This is a genomic window from Acinetobacter beijerinckii CIP 110307 (genome assembly GCF_000369005.1).
Lineage (GTDB): Bacteria > Pseudomonadota > Gammaproteobacteria > Pseudomonadales > Moraxellaceae > Acinetobacter > Acinetobacter beijerinckii.
In genome coordinates this window covers 482610-504152 of record NZ_KB849764.1, presented here as the reverse complement: position 1 = coordinate 504152, position 21543 = coordinate 482610, and the positions used below count along the sequence as shown (strand labels likewise).

16 protein-coding genes are annotated in these 21543 nt (G+C 37.7%); 3 read left to right on the top strand and 13 right to left on the bottom strand.

All coding sequences use genetic code 11. From position 1 onward, the window contains the following. Positions 1-55: 55 nt before the first annotated feature. A complete protein-coding gene (locus F933_RS03945) occupies positions 56-1039 on the bottom strand; it encodes an ion transporter (RefSeq protein WP_005058699.1) in 984 nt (327 codons plus the stop codon). 268 nt (positions 1040-1307) lie between these two features. Here F933_RS03945 and F933_RS03940 point away from each other — a divergent pair, with 268 nt between their 5' ends. Further along, positions 1308-2765 (top strand): DASS family sodium-coupled anion symporter, encoded by a 1458-nt coding sequence (locus F933_RS03940; RefSeq protein ID WP_005058696.1) that lies wholly within the window; start codon positions 1308-1310, stop codon positions 2763-2765. Positions 2766-2848: 83 nt separating this feature from the next. Here the strand turns inward: F933_RS03940 and F933_RS03935 are convergent, their stop codons facing one another. From F933_RS03935 to F933_RS03910, 6 genes are all read right to left on the bottom strand, one after another. Next, positions 2849-3823, bottom strand: a complete 975-nt coding sequence (locus F933_RS03935) for a DUF4062 domain-containing protein (protein ID WP_005058694.1) — start codon at positions 3821-3823, stop codon at positions 2849-2851. A 170-nt stretch (positions 3824-3993) separates the two neighbouring features. Next, on the bottom strand, positions 3994-6633 hold the full coding sequence (locus F933_RS03930) for a bifunctional aconitate hydratase 2/2-methylisocitrate dehydratase (protein ID WP_005058692.1): 2640 nt from the start codon (positions 6631-6633) through the stop codon (positions 3994-3996). Between the two features lie 259 nt (positions 6634-6892). Next, positions 6893-7252, bottom strand: a complete 360-nt coding sequence (locus tag F933_RS03925; RefSeq protein WP_034710469.1) for a hypothetical protein — start codon at positions 7250-7252, stop codon at positions 6893-6895. A 103-nt stretch (positions 7253-7355) separates the two neighbouring features. Continuing rightward, positions 7356-7841, bottom strand: coding sequence for a DUF4124 domain-containing protein (locus tag F933_RS03920; RefSeq protein WP_005058687.1), 486 nt, complete (start codon positions 7839-7841; stop codon positions 7356-7358). Positions 7842-7976: 135 nt separating this feature from the next. Further along, positions 7977-12482, bottom strand: coding sequence for a translocation/assembly module TamB domain-containing protein (locus F933_RS03915; protein ID WP_005058685.1), 4506 nt, complete (start codon positions 12480-12482; stop codon positions 7977-7979). A gap of 48 nt (positions 12483-12530) precedes the next feature. Next, entirely contained in the window at positions 12531-15254 is a 2724-nt protein-coding gene (locus F933_RS03910) for an autotransporter assembly complex protein TamA (protein ID WP_005058684.1), read from the bottom strand. A gap of 161 nt (positions 15255-15415) precedes the next feature. Here F933_RS03910 and F933_RS03905 point away from each other — a divergent pair, with 161 nt between their 5' ends. Next, positions 15416-16738, top strand: a complete 1323-nt coding sequence (locus tag F933_RS03905) for an MFS transporter (protein ID WP_005058682.1) — start codon at positions 15416-15418, stop codon at positions 16736-16738. A gap of 3 nt (positions 16739-16741) precedes the next feature. After that, complete coding sequence (gene coq7, locus F933_RS03900; RefSeq protein WP_005058680.1) at positions 16742-17377, top strand: 2-polyprenyl-3-methyl-6-methoxy-1,4-benzoquinone monooxygenase; 636 nt, start codon at positions 16742-16744, stop codon at positions 17375-17377. A gap of 58 nt (positions 17378-17435) precedes the next feature. Here coq7 and F933_RS03895 read toward each other — a convergent pair whose 3' ends face one another. The 6 genes from F933_RS03895 to F933_RS03870 form a co-directional block, all read right to left on the bottom strand. Further along, positions 17436-17891, bottom strand: coding sequence for a hypothetical protein (locus F933_RS03895; protein WP_005058679.1), 456 nt, complete (start codon positions 17889-17891; stop codon positions 17436-17438). A 132-nt stretch (positions 17892-18023) separates the two neighbouring features. After that, on the bottom strand, positions 18024-18575 hold the full coding sequence (locus F933_RS03890; RefSeq protein ID WP_005058676.1) for a DUF2799 domain-containing protein: 552 nt from the start codon (positions 18573-18575) through the stop codon (positions 18024-18026). A gap of 38 nt (positions 18576-18613) precedes the next feature. Beyond that, the gene (locus tag F933_RS03885; RefSeq protein WP_005058673.1) at positions 18614-19048 is read right to left on the bottom strand and encodes a 2-amino-4-hydroxy-6-hydroxymethyldihydropteridine diphosphokinase; all 435 of its coding nucleotides are present in this window, start codon (positions 19046-19048) and stop codon (positions 18614-18616) included. Beyond that, positions 19005-19385 (bottom strand): dihydroneopterin aldolase, encoded by a 381-nt coding sequence (folB, locus tag F933_RS03880; RefSeq protein ID WP_005058670.1) that lies wholly within the window; start codon positions 19383-19385, stop codon positions 19005-19007. The genes F933_RS03885 and folB overlap by 44 nt, the downstream gene beginning before the upstream one ends. A 57-nt stretch (positions 19386-19442) precedes the next feature. Next, positions 19443-20741 carry an ABC1 kinase family protein gene (locus F933_RS03875; protein WP_005058669.1) on the bottom strand — a complete coding sequence of 433 codons (1299 nt, stop codon included), beginning with the start codon at positions 20739-20741 and terminating at the stop codon, positions 19443-19445. Between the two features lie 56 nt (positions 20742-20797). After that, on the bottom strand, positions 20798-21526 hold the full coding sequence (locus tag F933_RS03870) for a HesA/MoeB/ThiF family protein (RefSeq protein WP_378236447.1): 729 nt from the start codon (positions 21524-21526) through the stop codon (positions 20798-20800). Between the last annotated feature and the right edge of the window lie 17 nt (positions 21527-21543).

Sequence of the window (21543 nt, the reverse complement as noted above, 5' to 3'; positions counted from 1 at the left end):
AGAATAAATAACATAGGCTTGCACTTAAGCATTCAATTTCATCATCCATTTCAAACTATTCAGATAGTTTTTCCCCACAATGCGGGCAAAACCGATATTGTTTGTTTTCTTGCTCCTGATCTTCAATTAACTTTTCTCGAACCAATTGCATAATAATTTCATGCGTTTGCTCTTTAGGCAAGCCCACTTTTTTTCTAATCCTTTCAATTTCATCTTGATCATGCAGCAAATCCAACCCTTTAGCTTGTAAAACTTCGCGGAATTCTTGCTCAAGCCGTTGATTGCGTTGATTTAACTCATTAGCTAAACCAGAAGCTAAAATACCCGCTGGTAAAGCGGCAATTCCAACACCAAGAATGGTAATAAATGCGCCGAGTATTCGACCCAAATTGGTCACAGGTGTGACATCGCCATAACCCACAGTAGTCAAAGTAACCACAGCCCACCACATTGCTTGCGGTATCGAACTAAAAACCTCTGGTTGAGCTTTATTTTCCACAACATATATTGCAGAGGCTGTCATCACAATCATAATGAATAAGATAAAAATAACTGCTTGGAATGATCCTTTTTCGCGTTGAATGACGCGTAAAAGAATTTGTAATGACACAAAATAACGCGTTAGTTTGAGTAACCTCACTAAACGCAGAACACGTAAGAAACGCAAATCAATCGGCACAATGAAGTTTAAATAGGCAGGTAAAATTGCCATCAAATCAATTATTGCACCGCCACTTTTCATCCACTGTATGCGTTGCTTCCAAGCAGATTGAGTTGGGTCTTTTTCAGCAATACTCCAAAACCTAAGAAGGTATTCAGCACTAAAAATGAAGATCGAAAGATTTTCGAAAATATTGAAGTAAGGCTGGTACAACTTATAGACTTCATTGATTGACTCTAATAATACCGCTGCAACATTGCCAATAATCAAAGCAATCAATAAATAATTTATACAAATACTAATCTTAGTTTTATAATCATCGTCGTGGAGAATGTTATAAACAAAACGTCTTGATTGCTGTAATGAAAATTGAGTCATACCATACTTATTATTTGATCAAGCAAGTAGAAAATGTAGCATGTTGCTCAAAAATTTAATAAGAGATTTTGTTCCCAATAGCTATTTCCTTTTATACAAGCAAATCATTTGTCTATTCACTGCCTAATATAACGCTGTTTCAACAAAACTCTCTTTGCAGTTCGACACTCTCTTCAATGATAATAAAGACTTAGTGGCTATTTTCTTTAACGATTCATTCATAAAGAACTATAAATTTTATTAAACCCATACAACAAGGGGAAATTACATGGGATTTAAAGCTCTCCCGACGCTTATCTCTTTATTTATTGCATTACTGATCTGGTTCGTTATTCCTGTGCCCGCAGGTGTTGATCCTAATGCTTGGCATTTGCTGGCAATGTTTGTTGGTGTGATTGCCGCTATTATTGGTAAAGCTATGCCGATTGGTGCAATTGCGATTATTGCCATTACTTTGGTCGCAGTGACAGGTGTTACTAATGACAATCCAAGTGGTGCGATTCAAGATGCGCTCAGTAGTTTTTCCAACCCTCTAATCTGGTTGATCGGCATTTCGATCATGATCTCCAAAGGTTTGCAAAAAACGGGATTGGGTGCACGCTTAGGCTATTTATTTATCGCGGTGTGGGGTAAGAAAACCATTGGTATTGGTTATAGCATGGTGCTGTCTGAACTGATTCTTGCACCAGTTACCCCAAGTAATACGGCTCGTGGTGGCGGGATTATTCACCCAATTGTCCGTGCAATTTCTACCAGTTATGACTCTGACCCTGCCAAAGGCACTGAGGGTCGTATGGGGAAATATTTAGCTTTGGTGAACTATCAAGCCAACCCGATTACTTCTGCCATGTTTATTACCGCAACCGCCCCAAACCCTTTGGTGGTTGATCTGGTAGCGAAAGCAACCAACAGTCAGATTTCCTTGAGCTGGAGTACTTGGGCACTGGCGATGTTATTACCTGGTTTGATTGCCTTGATCATCATGCCGTTGATTATGTACTGGATGTATCCGCCTGAAGTCAAAGAAACCCCGAATGCGGCTCAATTTGCCAAAACCAAGTTAAAAGAAATGGGCCCCGTCAGCAAAAATGAAATCATTATGCTGGGTGTATTTGGAATTTTACTGCTGTTATGGGCAGGCATCCCTGCCATGATTTTTGGTTCGGCTTGGGCGGTTGATCCCACCACGACAGCCTTTATTGGTTTGGGTTTGCTGCTGATTACTGGCGTATTGACTTGGGAAGATATCCTGACGCAAAAAAGCGCATGGGATACCATCACGTGGTTTGCTGCCTTGGTGATGATGGCGACTTATTTAAATAAACTCGGTTTAATCACATGGTTCTCAGGTGTGTTAGAAACAGGTATTGGTCATTTAGGACTGAGCTGGATGCCTGCCTGTTTATTATTGATGCTTGCTTATCTGTATGCACATTATATGTTTGCCAGTACCACTGCACACATCACTGCCATGTTTGCTGCCTTCTATACGGCTGGACTAGCATTAGGTGCGCCACCGATGTTGTTTGCCTTAATGATGGCAGCAGCATCAAGCATCATGATGACTCTAACCCATTATGCAACAGGCACATCGCCTGTGGTGTTCGGTTCGGGTTACACCACACTGGGTGAATGGTGGAAAGCGGGCTTTGTTATGAGTGTCGTTAATATCATCATCTTTGTGATGATTGGCGGACTTTGGTGGAAAGTATTGGGTTATTGGTGATTTCTAGATAGCAATATGGCATGACATTTGTAATGCCATATCAGATAAATTAAAAGCATAAAATACAATATTTATTGTATAACCTAGAAGGGTAAGTCATCATCAAGTTCATGTTGTTGAGCTTTTAAGCTCGTAATCAATACCAATTCATTATCCCAATCATTAACGTTCATTGGTTTTAATTTCATATCATCAAGAAAAATTTTCTTACTTACTTTTATAATCTTGTTACTATAACGCCATTCAAAATAGGTATCCGAATCAAATAAACCATCAAGATAATGATAACCAAAAGCATCCATAAGATTTTTTAATTCGTCTAAATTAGTAAAATATACTCTAATATTAGTACCTATTGCATTTTGGATTATACTAAAAACAGGATGATTAGAAAATAGAATCTCTCTAATAGCCTCATTTCCTTTTTCTTTTTCACTGGTCAAATAACTAACTAGTTGTTTTAAAGTTTTTGCAGTATCTTTGAGTTCCTCTATAATTTTTACATCTTTTTGCTTTGCAGCATCACTTAATAAACTATGAAACAAACTAGCCCACTGTTCTTGTAAGTATTGCACTATATCATTAGATGTTTCAAAACCTGTATATTGATTATTAATTGGCAAAGCGAAAACTTCATCTAGAAACTGATAAACTTTCAAGTCATCAACTGCTGAAAACTTCATCATGGAAATAATGTCAGAATTCTCTTTATTATGCTCATAAGTTCTATATTCATGTAATACTGCTTTTTCAATGAAAATATAAACTTGTTTTCCTTTTTCTAATGCTGTTCTTAATTCTTTTTGTGATATTGAATAACCACCACTTTCGAAGGCAGTTGAACCGAATCTTCCACCAATAATTGATATTAAAATATCACAGTTCTCTATTTCTTTATAACAATATTCTTCTAATCTTGCTTGGCTTGAATAAGCAATATGTCCCTTTTCATTGAGGATCGGCTCATAATTTCTTTCTTTAATATATCGATCTAAATCACTTCTAATATTACGTAAATCAAAATAAGTTGAACTAATAAAAATTCTAGGTTTTGCCATTTTATAGAAATCGAAATTTTAGTTATAAAAATTCTAAAGAATTTACTTAGGAAGCACAACATAAAATAAGGGCTGATTACTCAGCCCTTATTTTAGCTTTTTGCTCAAACAAAACATAGCTTTGTTTTTGCGCTAGGAAAAGCCTTTCGCTTTTCTTGATCCTAGGCTCATTAAGTCAATTGAGCAGCTTGGATTTTCTTGGTATCAACTTGATCAGCTTCTTTTGTATATTCGCTCATCTTGTCGAAGTTTAAGTATTTGTAGATGTCAGCAGCAGCGCTGTCGATTTGCGACGCGTACTGTTGATATTCTTCTGGGCTTGGTAATTTACCAAGAACAGCAGCTACAGATGCAAGCTCAGCAGAAGCTAAGTAAACGTTTGCACCTTGACCTAAGCGGTTCGGGAAGTTACGAGTAGAAGTCGATACACATGTCGTATTCGGTGCTACACGTGCTTGGTTACCCATACACAATGAACAGCCTGGCATCTCAGTACGCGCACCAGCACGACCATAGATGTTGTACATGCCTTCTTCCATCAACTGATGTTCATCCATACGTGTTGGTGGAGCCAACCATAAACGAGTCGTTAATGAACCACTTGGTACTTTATCAAGTAACTGACCAGCCGCACGGAAGTGACCGATGTTGGTCATACAAGAACCGATGAACACTTCATCAATTTTGTCACCTTGAACGTCAGAAAGAAGTTTCGCATCATCTGGATCGTTCGGGCAGCAAAGGATTGGTTCTTTGATATCAGCAAGATCGATTTCGTAAACTTTTAAGTATTCTGCATCAGCATCAGCTTTTAACAAGCTCGGGTTGTCTAACCACTTCTGCATGTTTTCAGCACGACGTGCCATTGTACGAGCATCGCCATAACCTTCTGCGATCATCCACTTCAACATAGTAATGTTAGAACGTAAGTATTCAGCAACTTTCTCTTCAGAAAGTGTGATTGAACAGCCAGCAGCAGAACGCTCAGCAGAAGCATCAGAAAGTTCGAATGCTTGCTCAACAGTCAAGTCATTTTCCATTTCTGATAAATCGATCTCAAGGATACGACCAGAGAAGATGTTTTTCTTACCTTTCTTCTCTACAGTTAAGTCACCCGCTTGAATCGCGTAGTAAGGAATTGCATGTACAAGGTCACGTAAAGTGATACCAGGCTGCATTTTACCTTTGAACTTAACAAGTACAGATTCAGGCATATCAAGTGGCATAACACCAGTTGCAGCTGCGAACGCAACAAGACCAGAACCCGCTGGGAATGAAATACCAATTGGGAAACGAGTATGTGAGTCACCACCAGTACCGACTGTATCTGGAAGTAACATACGGTTTAACCAAGAGTGGATAATACCGTCACCTGGACGTAAAGATACACCACCACGGTTCATAATGAAGTCAGGTAATGTATGGTGAGTGGTAACGTCAACTGGTTTTGGATACGCAGCAGTGTGACAGAAAGACTGCATCACTAAGTCAGCTGAGAAGCCCAAGCACGCTAAGTCTTTTAACTCGTCACGAGTCATAGGACCAGTTGTATCTTGAGAACCAACTGTAGTCATCTTAGGTTCACAGTAAGTACCCGGACGGATACCTTGACCTTCAGCTAAACCACATGCACGACCAACCATCTTCTGAGCTTGTGTAAAGCCTTTACCAGTGTCAGCAGGTTGTACTGGAGTACGGAATAATGTAGACGGTTCAAGACCTAATTCTTCACGCGCTTTAGTTGTTAAACCACGACCAATGATCAGGTTAATACGACCACCAGCACGTACTTCGTCTAAAAGTACAGGTGTTTTAAGTTCAGCTTCTGAAATTTGTACGCCATCTTTAAAAGCAGTAACTTTTGCAGCAGCGTGATCAATTTTCAATACAACTTCGTCGCCCATGTTCATGTTGGCAACGTCGATTTCTACAGGTAATGCACCTGCATCTTCCATTGTATTGAAGAAAATTGGAGCGATTTTAGAACCTAAGCACACACCACCATCTTTTTTGTTTGGAATGTGTGGAAGTTCGTCACCGAAGAACCAAAGAACAGAGTTAGTTGCAGATTTACGAGAAGAACCCGTACCAACAACGTCACCAACATAAGCAACTTGGTTGCCTTTCGCGATCAATTCTTTGATTTGATTTAATGGACCAACTTCACCTGGTTTTTCAGGATTGATACCATCACGCTCATTTTTAAGCATTGCATTTGCATGTAATGGAATATCAGGACGGCTCCACGCATCTTGCGCTGGAGATAAGTCATCTGTATTCGTCTCACCAGTTACTTTGAACACAGTGATTTTGATTTCTTCTGGAACATCAGCACGGCTAGTGAACCATTCTGCATCTGCCCAAGATTGTAATACAGCTTTAGCAGCAACATTACCTGCTTTTGCTTTGTCTGCTACATCGTGGAATGCATCAAATACAAGAAGTGTTTTCTTTAATGCTTCAGCAGCTAATTCTGCTAGTTCAGCATTATCAAGAAGATCAACAAGAGGAGCTACGTTGTAACCACCAAGCATTGTGCCAAGTAAATAAACTGCACGCTCTTTAGTTACTAGCGGAGAAGTCGCTTCACCTTTTGCAACAGCAGATAAAAATGCAGCTTTTACATAAGCAGCTTGGTCAACACCTGCTGGAACACGATTTTCAAGCAAATCTACTAAATAAGCTTCTTCGCCTGCTGGTGGATTTTTTAATAAAGTTACAAGTTCAGCAGTTTGAGCATCATCAAGTGGCTTCGGTGGGACTCCGAGTGCGGCACGTTCTTCAACGTGTTGGCGGTAAGCTTCTAGCACAGTGTTATTCCTCTTTTTTAAAAAATTACTCGCAAGTTCCAGCTTTCTACAAGCTTCACAAGTAATATGGACAGCAAAATTTTACTAGACTTCGCGATAAAAGTTAATCGAACTACCGTATTTCTACGTGATGCCCATTATTTTATAGCGAAATGTTCATCTGTTTTAAATACCGCTTTGGTATTAGATCAAAGCTCAATAAAACAACAAATTACACGCATAAAAAAAGACAACTGGTGTTGCCTTTTTCATTAACACATTAAAATGATTTATAGTTTGGAAGCTTATCGTGCGGTGTTTCCAAACATTGATTCATAAATTTCTGCTTGAGCTGTTCGCGTATTGCATCAGGATCGGCTTTAAGCTGATCAACAGGAATTGCATACACTTCATCCAAAATTTCAAAGATAAATTTACGCGTAGTTTCATCTTCAATTTTAGCCGCGTGTTCTTTGGCTTGTTTTTGCTCGATTCCATTTTGGCGATCTAAAGTAATTGAGCGAGCCGCATTACCCACACTAACACAATATCCATGCCATTGCTGTTCTGGTGTTAATGGCTTTTTATCTGCACAACCACCTAAAACCAAACCGACTGCAATCAACAAAACCTTTTTCATCATCATACTGCGATTAATTTGATGCACACATCATACTCAAACTGATTCATTTTGCAAAAAGGAAGCCTTTAAAAAGATTCAGTTGGTAATAAAAATATACAAATCATTTACTACAGCGCATGTTATTTGCAATTTTTTGGCATTTTCCACCTGTTGACGAAAGATAGGTGTTACCTGCAACTAAATTAAAAATCTTACCTTTTGCATCCCAGCATCTCACACCATTACAGCTTTTGATCGAAGTGAGTACTTCACTAGCGGCACTTAATTTATCATTAGAAGCTGTGACAACTGGCTTATTTATAACATTCGTTGGAATAGCTGATGTTGAGTTAACTGATTTGGTATCTTTCACTGCTGCACTATTGGACATCGCTGTTGCTTGCTCCGCTGAAACAGCATTTGTATTTTTTTTAAGCGGATCAAGTTGTGGTTCTTTCTTTTGACTTGGTGGCGGTGTAGCGGAATACGTCGTTACCCCACGAGCATCTACCCACTTATAGTATTCTTTGGCATAGGTTTGGTTTGTAATACACATTAATCCTAAACCAATGACTGCCCAAAGCTGACCAAAAGTGACAGATTTCATCTCATAACTCCAAAAATTGTCAATAAATATATATTTTTCAATAACTTAAATTAATTTTATCACTTTTTTATTATAAAAAATAGTCGAAAAAAAACCTGCTTTATCAATATAAAACAGGCTTTTAATGTTAGATCATTAGAATCGCCAGTTATAGAAAACGTCTAATGCTCGTTCCAATGACTGACTTGCTTCCAAATAAAGTCGACGGTTCATCTGATATCGTAAAGTCAGTTTATTCACCGGCGTAAATACACCAATACCATAACGAATGAATAAGTCTGGTGTGATATAGCCTGTTAGGCTGACTTGAGTGTCATCACCAGTACCTTGCGCATCCAGTGCTAAACCACTTAAACCAAAAGTTCGCCCAATTTGATTGGTCAATGCTCGCGTACCACCCAAGCCCATACTAATACCGGCAGCAGCAATTGTATTGTTTACATCAGATTTAAAGCCCTCTGTATTACTTAAACCACTGTTACCTTCATTTATTCGCCCTGTCAGTAATGCATTTAACGCTTCTTGTTCAGATAGACCTGCATCATTGTACACTTGAATATTTGGAACCGTTGCCGTACCTGTAACGCGCACGCCCACCATGCTACCTTGTACTGGTTTATTGGCATCAATATCCAATGTTGGATTGGCAAGTGGCCCATTAAAACGTGCAATCGCTCTATTCAAATCCAGACTTTGACCATAGGCTTCGATTTTCACTTTTTGACTCACACCTATCGCACCATTAGCACGCATTGCTGTTTCTAAGCCACGTTGTGAAAGATGTAAACGTCCCACTAAAGGAATGTTACTTTCAAAGCCTTGGAAAATAACTTGATTACCTAAAGTCACTGTCATGTCAGCACGAATATCCCAAGGTTTTGCAGCTTTTAAGGTCGCCAATAAGTCTTGACCTTGCTGAACAACACGAACATCAGGCGAAACATTAACCACTGTTGCAGAGCTTTCTGGCATTGAAATACGAGCACGCGGAACATCAATTGTGCCTTTTAAACTTAACCGCTGATCAAACGGGTATACATCAAGACTTAAATCTGGTTTTACAATTGCAGTGATCATCGGTGCTTGGCGAATTAATAAATTATCACCTTTTAAAGTCAATGCGAGATGCGGATTATCTTTCCAATCAAAATTACCTTTAAGTCGACCAACACCTTGACCACTATTAAATGCTCCATCAATACTTGCAGAATCTTGACGGATAGATGAGTAAAGCTGAATATTGTTTAAATTTACAGGCAATGAAATCATACTGATTGCACCATTTTTTAAACGCATTTCACCTGTAAATTGTGGTTGAGTCAGTGTTCCATTCACCTTACCTGCCAGAGCTAATGTACCGCCCATTGAGCGTACATCTTTAATAAATGGTTTGAAAATTTTGAGTTGCACATCATCAAAAGCGATTTCTCCACGCATTGGCATCGTACTTTGGAATGGATTAATAATGACGTTTGCATAACCTGTTCCGATATCAGGCGTTTTCATATCAACACGGAATAACAATCCATCAGTCACGCTTTTTGCTAAAAGACTTAATTCATCGTAAGTAACTGTTGTCGCAATATCCTGCGGATCTGCTGCGGCTAAACCAATTTTGCCATTACGAGTCACTAAGCTTGCATCCACTTTTGGACGAGCACCACTCACCCAAGATGCTCTCGCATAACCATTTAATAATCCAGTAACTGCTAATCCTTCAGGCATAAATGCAGCAAAATCATTTAAGTCTAGATTTTTGGTAATGACTGAGAAATTACCTTTGGCTTTACTAATGCGAGCTGACTGATCCAAACAAACTTGACTACTTGAACTCTGCCAACAGTGTTGCCCTACAAATAACTCAGACAATGCAGTTGAATAAACAATCGGTGCACTTTGGTTTTGTACAAGATTGACACGACGCGAACTAAAATTACCTTTTTGGAGTTGCCCTAACCAATCATTATTTTGGTTAAAACCACCTGCTAGCTGTACATAAAAATTCGATTGACGGTTTTTACTTTCAACTTTTAATAAATGCGCTTTACGTGTACCAGCCAAGCTGATCGTCGCATTTTCAATTTCTCGATTACCGTTACGCAAGCGATCAACTTTTGCAGTTAATAAAGTCGGTGTTGTTTCTGAAGTTGGCAACTCACCTTGTATACGTAATGATTTGATACTGGCTAAATCATTAAACGCAAAATTATCAACGGCAATATTTGCAGTGGCTTTTAACCTTGGCTGCGATTGCACATTCAAAATGCCGTATGCACGACCTTGTAATCCAGGATAAAGTTCATATAACGCAGGTGCATTTAATTTGATTCTTAAATTTTGAGCATTACCCGTTGCTTGCAACTGATTTTGAGCATATGAAAGAAATAAATCATTTGCTTCAAACTGTTGAGGTAAAAAGCCTTTTTGATTCGAGTCTAGTAATAATGATAAATTACCACGGCCACGTATGGCTTTGTTATTAATCAAACCAGCAGCATTTAATTGTCTAATATCAATTCGTTTTAATTTATCAGACCACACACCTTGTGAGTTTACATTTCCAGAAATTTCACCTTTTACACTTGAAACGAAATATTGTGGCTTAAATCGTACTAGCGAAGCTTGAATATCCCATCCAATTTTATCTTTTAGATTTACTGCACCTTTTGCAAATACTTTACCCGCAACACCATCATGCTTTAATTCATTAATTTTAATATATTCAGGTGTACCTGCTAAATCGATTTTCAATAACCCATTGCCTTGATTCAAAGCATTCAATGAACCATCATAATTCACTGCAAAGCTTTTGAAACCGCCACCAGCCTTTTGATCATTGAAAATTAGAGCCGCAGTACTTTTACCTTTTAGTGCAACAGTCTCAACTTTACCAGCTTGAGGAATTTGTCCTTTTAAATCAATTTGATCAAACTTAATGATTTGTTGATTTGGTTTTGCAAAACCATTCGCTTTGATCTGACCATTTAACAAATTCACTGGCGCGGCAGTTGAAATGCTTTGAGGGTTAAAATTCTCGGCTTTTAAATCCGCATTCCAAACCAATTGTTGCTTTTCATTTGGTAATTTAACTTTTGCTTGACCTGTTAACTTACCCTTATCAGCTTGATATAAAAAATTTTCCACATTTAAAAGGTTATCTTTCAAATCAAGTCGAGCTTCGTATTTTCCTGTCGGCAATAATGTTTGCTCATGCGGGCGAACCGTCGTTGAAACAAATACATCTTGCTGACCATCTTTTAAAGTTACATTGGTTTGACCTTCATCACTACTTAGCCAGCCAATATAAGGCACAGCGCGATCAATATCTTGCCAAGCAACATTCAACAACATCGGCTGTGATTGATTATCTTTTGAAGCGGCTTGATCTAGTCTAACTGTCCACGTTTCGTATTGATCAAAGGCAAGATTGGCAATTAGAGCCAAGCCTTTTTCCATCGAACCTGAGGTGCTTAGATTTGCGTCCAAATTCGGCGGTAAAAAATCTTGCGCGACTTGAGGAACTGTTTTATCTTTAGGATTCAGACGATTTAAACGTCCTTTAATATCCCACGACACATGATCGTGCCAATTCACCAAGCCTGCTAGCGCAACCGAACCACCCATCAACTGTCCGTTAAAATCACGGATATTTAATTGATTCACCAGATCGGTATCCATAATCGCAGTATATTTACCTTCTGGAATTTGCTCACCTTTTAGATCTGTGTCTAAATTTAGCACTAACTTTTCAATATCACCGCTAAATCTAGCTACACCATCTTTTGCAAATAATTTTTGTTCTTTCATTAGCGGTAAATGATAGTTTTTAAACAACAACTCACCCTGCATAGGAACATGTTCACGTACTGGGTGAAGTCTTACCCAGCCTGTAAGTAAATCAGGTGTAGTGGTTGCAATTCCTGCTTTTAAAGTATCTAGAGTACCTGTCGCTACCAGTTTTATTGTGTGTATATCTAAACTTTTTAAAGACGGAATAATTACATCTGCCTTGGCATCGATTGGATATTTGCCACTAAAGTCCATACTACCCTTGGCATTTTTAACTGCTAGATAGCCCATATCCATTCGAGAATCTTCAAACTCAAGTTTAGTCCCTGACCAAAGTGCGTCTTTTAAATAAACATCATTAAAATCAACTTTAGATGTTGCAGTTTTAATTTGCAAATGATCTAAAGTCGCCTCATCTATGCGCAAAACAAAAGGTAATTTAATGGCATCAAATGCAAATGGTTTATCTGAAGGTGGTTTTTTGTTTATAACCTTTAAGTTTCGAACATCGGCATGACTTAAATGTATTTCTTTATTGAGCATTGCACGCCAGCCCAAAGATACATCAGCACGATCAAGTGACACATCTACAGCACTGAGCTTCAATAAAACATTTTTAAGAATAATCCCTTTGAGTAAATTGCCGCTCTCATACTCATAAGTAATGATGGTTTGACTCTTGAGAACACGATCTAATAGAAACCGACTTCCCTTATCCGTAGACATCATGACAAGGAATGAACTTATAAAGAGTAAAAAAATGATAAGCACAATCAGCAGAATACTACGGAGTATATGCCGCTTTTGTTTTGGTCCAATTGGAGCTGTTGGTTGCTGTTCTACTTCCGACATAATCGACCTAAAATTGTTTGACCTTCTCGAAGGAATTTTTAAAAGTTATTAAAGTTGTGGACCAATAAAGAAATGTAATCGTATAGGATTATTATCATTTGAAATTCCCGACGCCACATCTAAACGAATTGGCCCAATCGGTGATTTCCAGCGAATACCTACACCAATACTATATTCTGTCGGATTACTAAATTGCTTATCATAAGCGTTCCCGAAGTCAGAAAAAATTGCTGCACGCCAGCCATCTTTAAATTGATAGTTGTATTCAAAAGATCCTACCCCTAATGCTTGTCCACCAATCTTATAGCCATTTTCTTCAGGTGAGAGACTCTTATAATCAAAACCACGAAGAGATTGATCTCCTCCAGTAAAGAACCGTAAGTTGTATGGCACTTTATTGAAGTCATCTGTAAAGATATAGCTTGCATCGCCGCGCCCGACAAATTGATGGTCTTCATTTTCACCTAAAGAATAAATAAAGCGCCATCCTGCAGTTAGGATTGCCATATTCGCATCTGATAGTAACGATTCTGTACCTAGCTCAACTTTATATGTTTGTTTAAACCCTTTGGTCGGATTCAAGCGAGAATTAGAATTAGTTTTAGATAACTCATAACCGAACAAGAGTGATTCTTGCTCCGAATCAATACCTGAAACTCTAAAGGCATCTGGCAAATCATTAACATCAATATCACCCTGTTTGGTTAGACGGTCCAAACGATAACGTAGCCCCATAGTATGCTGCCAATCACCCAATGGATTCTTAATCACTCGTTCACCACCTAGTACAGCGGATTCAACCAACAGATTAATATTCGGTCCAATATCATCGCGTGTTTCACGTTCATAACCTCCTACAAGGTTAAAATAATCATTCAACGGATGTTTATAAGGGATGCTATAGCGTCCATCTATTGACTGACGAATTTCAGAAACTTCAACGTTCGCATCAAACGCATGACCGTATTTATTTACGATTGCACGTCTATACTGGCTTCTAATACGTGCACCTGTATCAGTTCCATAACCGATACCTGTTTCAAGACTATTCAAGCGATCTGCATTTAAAGTCACCACAACTGGAATCTTTTTATCAATTCTTGCTTGTTCTTCCATTTGTTGGCGCGCATCATCTTCATCTTCGTGATCATGAGATAAAGGCATCGTACTTGCTAAAGCATAAGGCTGCGCTGCTTGCCCACCAGAGAACTGTGATTCATCAACCACATCCTGAGTAACTTCTTGCGCTGAGGTGACTTTTTGTCTAGCCAAATCTTCTTTTTGTTGGCTATTTAATAATTGTGATTCTTGAATTTTTTGTTGATTAACCAATACTTGTAAATCTGGAGCAAGTTCTAACGGCGGTTGGATAGGATCAGGTTTAATCGTATCGACTAGAGTGTAGTTAAAATAGCGTGTATTTGTCAGATTATTCGCCAAGAGATTAACACGCCAAAAAGCATAATCATCACCCTCTTTCCACGGTGCCAAACTGTCTAAAACCTTTTGTGTTAAAGGTAAAGGCTTGTTTGGATCACTCATGCGATATTCGACTTGTTTCAGCTTATAGCGCTCACCTGTCTCATATTTTAAATTAATATCAGCAACTTTTTCTGGTTGGCTAATTTTGACATCATGTAATCGCCAAAAGGAATCAAAGAAACCGTTATCAGTTGCAGTATTCACAATTTTGTTTTTAGTCGCTTCATATTTGCCATGATTAAAGATGTCATCAACATCTTGTTCTGGAACTAAGCGTATAACTTGAAATTGGGGTAAGTTCTCACCTGCACCTGTAAACTCAATATTTTGATCTTTGATAATGATAGGCTCATTAGGTACGACATTCACCTTTACCTTACTGTCACTCAATCTCTCAAACTTAAATTCAGCATTATAATAACCAACAGCTTGAGCAGCTTGATTTGTCAAGGATCGTAGTTGTGGTAGCGCCACACTGAAATCTTCAAAAGCTTCCTGAGTAAAACTAGAAAGTTTGGCCTTAATATTGGTGGCTAATTCAGGTGGTGCTCCTGAAACATCTGCTGTAATACGTGGAACTTTATCGGCATTTAATAAATTTTCAGGACGTAAACGCGTCCATATTCGTTTAAAGAAACCAATTTTTTCTTGTGCTTGTTCTTCTTTGGGCTGAAGCTCTGCAAGTGTTCTACCTGTTTCATTTGCTTCAACAACAATCTTACTATCTGTTTGAATCTGTTGCATCAGTTGATCAATATTAACAGGCGCTTGAGTAATCTGTGTTAATTCTGACTGAGAAGCATCATTCACCGAAATTTCTGGGACTTTCGAAGCACTATCCTTATAATTTTTTGCCTCATTTTTTGCATCTTCAGCAACACGAAAGATCTCATCTGCCATGTTTTGATCTACGGTCAACACAGGTAAGTTTTCTAAATTATCATCTAACTCAATTGGCTTTAATTCATTAATTTGGTTTAGGGATTGTTCTTGTTGTTGCAAAGCTGCAAGACTATCAAAATCTGAGCTGCTGTATTGAGAATATTGAACTTCTGAAGATGGCGTATAACCAATACTACTGACACTTGATTGCAAGTCAGCAGAAACCTGAGGCTGTAAAACTGATTCATTTTCAGACAAAACTGGCGCTTGCTCTTGAGCCCAAGCAACTGATATACAAGAACTAATCAAAAAACTACTACAAATAAGTTTAGGAAAATCCTGCATTTTAAAAATTAAATGCATAGAATGAACCAGTGTCGACTGTTTAAACTTAGCTTTTGATGGCATGTTGGGCTCTAAACTTATTTTAATTTATGTTGTGTTGATGGCTGAAATAACGTTCAAATAATTGATTTTCATCCAATCAAACATTGAAAGTATCATACATGCATTTTCTACTATTTTTACACTACGTCACATTTTTTTATAAAACACAATGAAGTGAACACATGATGAAACAAGATGACCGCTTAATGACATCACGCCGATTTGCCCCGATGTTTTTCACTCAGTTTTTTGGGGCGCTCAATGACAATGTTTATAAACAAGCACTTCTTTTAGTCATAACTTATGGCTGGATTCAACAACAAAGCGCTCCAATTAGCACATTAAATAATTTAGCAGCACTTTTATTCATTTTGCCATATTTTTTCTTCTCCGCCACGGCTGGGCAAATTGCTGATAAATATGAAAGATCTCAACTTATACGATTTATTAAAATATTAGAAATCGTGATTATGCTGATTGGTACAGCGGGCTTTTTACTTGGTAATTTATGGCTCTTGTTATTCGCTTTATTTTTAATGGGAACACACTCAACTTGTTTCGGTCCAATTAAATACGCAATTTTACCAGAAATTCTAAAACCTCATGAATTGATGTCTGGCAATGCATTGTTTCAATCAGGAACTTCGATTGCCATACTTTTGGGTATGATCGTTGGTGGTGCAGTCATTGCCTCTTCTGAAGGAAATTTATTGTGGATTAGTATTACAGTTGTGTTGATCGCTTGCTTAGGCTATTTATGCAGTCGCTTTATCCTTCCTCAGAAAGTCGCCGCACCTGATTTAAAAATTGATTGGAATTTTGTGCGTACTAGTTTTCAAACAATTAAATATGCGAAAAGTATTCCTGTTGTATTTGTCATTTTGCTCGGTAACTCATGGTATTGGTTTTACGGCGCAACTTATCTCACACAAATACCTCAACTTACCCAACAAAATTTACATGCCTCAGAAAATGTTGTCAGTTTACTCCTCACTTTTTTCTCGGTTGGTATAGGGGTCGGTTCACTACTGTGTAGACGAATTGGTGGAACTGAAATCAATATCAAAATGGTGCCGTATGGTGCAATTGGTCTGACAGTTTTCGCACTTTATTTGGCGGCAAGTTTAGCTTTTGTTCCAGAGCGCACAGGCGATTTACTTACATTGAAAGATATCTTTACTCAGGGTTCAGTTTATTATCATGTCATGCTAGCGGTTACGCTACTTGGAATTAGTGGTGGTTTTTACATTGTCCCCCTTTATGCCATGATGCAAGCCTATTCGCCACGTTCACACAGAGCACGTGTTGTTGCCGCGAATAACATTTTAAATGCTGTATTTATGGTCTCCTCAGCAATTTTTTCAATTTTAATCTTAAGCATTTTGAAAATTGATATTAAAATCTTATTTACAATTACTGCTGTTTTAAGTGCAATCTTTTCATTTTGGTTATTAAAACGCTTAAAGCCTTTATTGAAAGATGCACCCAACACATTAGAGGATTAATATATGCGTCATTACACTGGTCTCGATAAAATTATTAATTCTTTTGATCAAGCTTTAAGAAGCTTAGTACCCGGTGCAACCAGTGCTCAACGAACTAACCCTTCAAGTGATGAACCTTCACAATTATGTGTGAGTGACGCTCGTCATGTTGCTGGATTAATGAGAGTAAACCACAGTGGAGAAGTTTGTGCACAAGCGCTTTACCATGGACAAGCATTAACTGCAAAACTCCCCCATGTTCGCGAAGAAATGCAACAGGCTGCTATTGAAGAGCAAGACCATTTAGCATGGTGTGAAGATCGCTTACAAGAGTTAGATAGCCACACAAGTGTTTTAAATCCAATTTGGTACGGATTATCATATGGAATGGGTGCAATTGCAGGTATTGCAGGTGATAAATACAGTTTAGGTTTTGTCGCTGAGACTGAACGCCAAGTCAGCCAACATTTGCAAGAGCACATTCAGCAACTGCCTGCTCATGATGAGCGCTCACGTAAAATACTCGTACAAATGAATGAAGATGAACTGCATCATAGAGAAACTGCACTAAATGCAGGAGGTGTTGATTTGCCTGTTCCTGTTCGTATCACCATGACTGCAATTTCAAAATTAATGACTAAAACAAGTTATTATTTATAAAATAGGCTTGGGAATTGTGAAATCATAATTCCCCTATTTTTTCAAAAAATTAAGAGATTCATTTAAATACAATTTTGCCCTTATCATGTGAATAACGGTCATACCAAAAGCTTTGAGATTGCTTTTCTGTATCCGTAAAAATCGTATAGTTAATTTTCCCTTGTCTAAAACTGATTTGATCACGATTTTTTACCGCTATAACTCTTAAATCATTGACCCAAACACGCTGTTGCTGATCAATTTTAATCCGAGCTAAAGATGTACCATCTTGTCGTTCAGCAATCCACTGTGGCTGACTTATTGATGCATTTTGATCTGTTACAACGTTATTAGATTCAACTAACCCAGCTTTAATGTTTTCTTCTTTGGTTTTGCTAATATCACAGCCTTGCAACTCACTGACTTGTGTACAGCCTGAATATTCCAATTGTTGTCTATATTTGGCATCAATTGCATAAGCAGAGTTCATAACGCCACATGAGATAAAACCCGCAATCATCAGCTTTATTTGCATAGAGCACCTTTATATTTTATTCATCAATCATTTATTTAAACATCAATCTTAAAATAGGTCTGTAATTTAAATGTTGAGCCTAAAAATAAAAAACCTATGAGATGAATCATAGGCTTTTAAAAAATTAAGAAATTAGTTTAAACCATGTTCAGCTTTAAAACGCTCTAAATTTCGAACTGCATCTTGGTAACGCGATTGCACCCGACTACTGTTCATTCTTAAATCATACAAACGCTTTTTATAATCATCACGATCCTTAACCGATAGATCTTTGCGTTCCAATTCTTTGAGATAATGATTTATGTCAGTTTGCGAACGATTAAATTCTGAGTCTGCTTGATAATATGCATTTGCAACTTGGTAATAATTACGCAATGACTCACGTTTTTCGATTGGACAAACTCTAAAATCACCACGTCCGTCTAAAGCTTCATTAAAAATGGTTTCAGGGCGACAGTAATATCCTAAGCCCTTTTGGTAACCTTTCTCATATAAACTTTGATTCGGGACAATATTCGCTTTTTGACAAGATGAATAGTATTTATCTAAACGTGAATCATGCCCAGCAGAACCATCTTTCTCACCAACATTAAACCAATTTGCCGTTTTACATTGATCGACACTCATAGCAGCGCAACCAGAAAGCAAAACCGTTAAAACTGATAAGCATAAAATTTTTTTCATAAAAAATTCCTATTATTATAGTGTTCCAACAAAATTAATTACATTGTAATGACAGGATAAGCATTCTGCTGTTGATACATTAAATCATTATGTCGCCATAAATCGAATAATGGGATTTTAACATCTAAAGCCAATGGTAACTTTTTTGGATTAAATTGCATATGCTTTAGAGAGTTACCCCATGCAATTACATCAATATCTAAACTAATATTGTGCGAAGGACGCACTCGCCCTGACTGCGCTTCAAGTTTTTTTAATTTTTCAACTATTTGATCAAAATTAAGCTGACTTATTAATAGACATGCAGAATTCCAATAATCAGCACCAATTTTATCTCGGCAAGGAATTTCATAAATTGGAGAAAATTCAACACGACCTAAACTAGCAATCTGATCATAAGCAAAAAGAAAATTCTTTTGCTGATCAACATTACTCGCCAGTGCGAGCGCAAAAATTGTTTCTGTTGCGTTCAAGACGAATTCCTACTGCATTAGCTTGTGCAATGATGGCTGGTTTACGAATGGTAATGTTGATCGATTCGATCGAAGGGAAAGTAGAAAACAAACTATTTAGGACGAGCTGTGCAGCATGTTCAATTAACTTTGGTTGAGCTGTCTGGATAACATGAGCTGCAAGCTCACAAATCTGAGCATAGTTAAGCGTATCTTCTAACTCATCTGAAGTTGCAGCCTGTGCCAGATCATTATGAATGGTTAAATCTAGCATTAAAGGTTGAATAATTTGACGTTCCCAATTGAAACAACCAATCACTGTATCGACCTTTAGCCCCTCAATAATAATGGCATCCATAATTTACATCACTTAATAATTCCCCCTTTAATAAAGGGGGATTTAGGGGAATTCTTCTTAATGCTTTAAAAATGAAGCAGGTTCAATATTGTGAACCATTTTCAAACGTTGGTCAGCATAAATATCGGTATATGGTGCAAGAACACGCATGAAACGATCAAAATATAGCATCTGCTTAAACAATAAGGCGAAGTCGCGTGGGAATTTAATCCCATGACGTTCACCGACGCCAATCATATCCATCATAATGTCATTAAGATCAGCAGGATTTGAACTTAAAATTTCTTGTGGATCTGCCAACAAAACACCGCTAAATAAACGCTCTAAGTCATCTGCAAGCACTTGTGTATCAACTTTATGATGTGTCATGCCCATTTTGAGCATATTTTCTGCCATAGCAACGTAATTGGTATGTTGTAATGCATCCATAAATGCCATACACGCAGACCAAACTTCAGGGTTTAACTGTCCAACAATACCAAAATCGATAAATCCAATACGACCATCTTCAAGTAGCATGAGATTCCCTGCATGTAAGTCTGCATGGAAACTTTTACAAAGCATCAAACTACCAAACCAAGTATTCATTGCTGTAATAAGAACTTGAGTTGGATCTTTCGCATATTTTTTTACAACATCAAAATCCGTCAATGAAACACCATACAAGCGCTGCATGGTCAAAACACGACGTGTAGAAAATTGATGATAAACTTTTGGTGCAGTAGCCGCTTGGTTGCCTGAGATATTTAAATATTCAATAAAATCATCTAAGTTTTGTGCTTCTTCAATAAAATCAACTTCACGTACCATACGTGTTTTGATCTCATCAACAATTTCAGAAAGAGATGCAAATTTTATTTTAGGTACTGCTTTTTCAAGTAATTTTGTTGCCCAATGCACTACATTTAAATCAGTGTATAAAATAGTTTCAACACCAGGTTTTTGCACTTTTAATACAACATCTTCACCCGTCACTAATTTTGCTGCATGCACTTGAGCAATCGAAGCCGATGCTAAAGGTTTTTCGTCAATAAAACTGAAAATTTCATTGAGATTACGACCTTCGAACTCTTCTGCCAATACTTTCTGGATATAGGTAAATGGTAAAGTTGGAGTTTGATCTAAACAGCCTTGAAACTCTTGAACATATTCACGCGGAAATAAAGAAGGCGTACTGGCAATAAATTGTCCCAATTTAATATACGTCGAACCCAATGATTCAAAAGTCTCACGCATGAGCTTTGCGTTACTTGGTTTTTCAGTTGCGTATTTTACACCTGCTTGTGCCGCAACAACCACTGTTTCACCAATACGTGCAACAGATCGTAATCCATCGAATAAAATATTTCTTTTCATAATCTTTCTTGCCTCACAGATTATTGTAGTTTAGCAAATTTTGCTCATTTTACCGATCAAGTTGCCTGACAAACTGGACAATTTACATCTTTTTCAAATTTGAGAATACGTTGAGTTAAATTTAAACCATTCCAAACTAAGAGTTTTTCTCTCAGTGGCATCAACCCCAAACCTAAAAACAGCAATGTGTGATGTGCTTGTAATGACGCCATCATTACAGGTGTAGTTGCAAGTACGCCAGATTCTGCACATCTTAGACCTTCATTAGCATTGTCTGCTTTTGGAAATAAACACTCATAACAGGCTGAATCAGAATCCACCATAAATAACTGTCCTTCAAATCCTATTGCTGAAGCGCTAATCAATGGTACTTGATACTTTTTACATATGCTGTTGACCAAATATCGAGTTGTAAAGTTATCACAGCCATCTAACACTACATCTTGATGTTGTACGAAATCATCAGCATTCGTTACATCAAATCGTATATTTTGATAGCTGACTTGTATGTGAGGATTAATCTCTTGTATACGCTTTGCGAGTATTTCAGCCTTATATCGACCTAAATCATTTGTAGTAAAAGCAATCTGCCTCTGTAAATTACTAATCTCAATCGTATCAGCATCAACAATTGTAATTTTTCCCACACCTGCTCGTGCAAGCAATTCAGCGCTTGTACAACCTATTCCCCCAGCACCAATAATCAATACATTCGCGAGTTTTAATTTTTCTTGTGCTTCTATATCCCAACCATCTAATAAAATCTGACGACTATAGAGATGCATTTCCTCATTACTTAGCT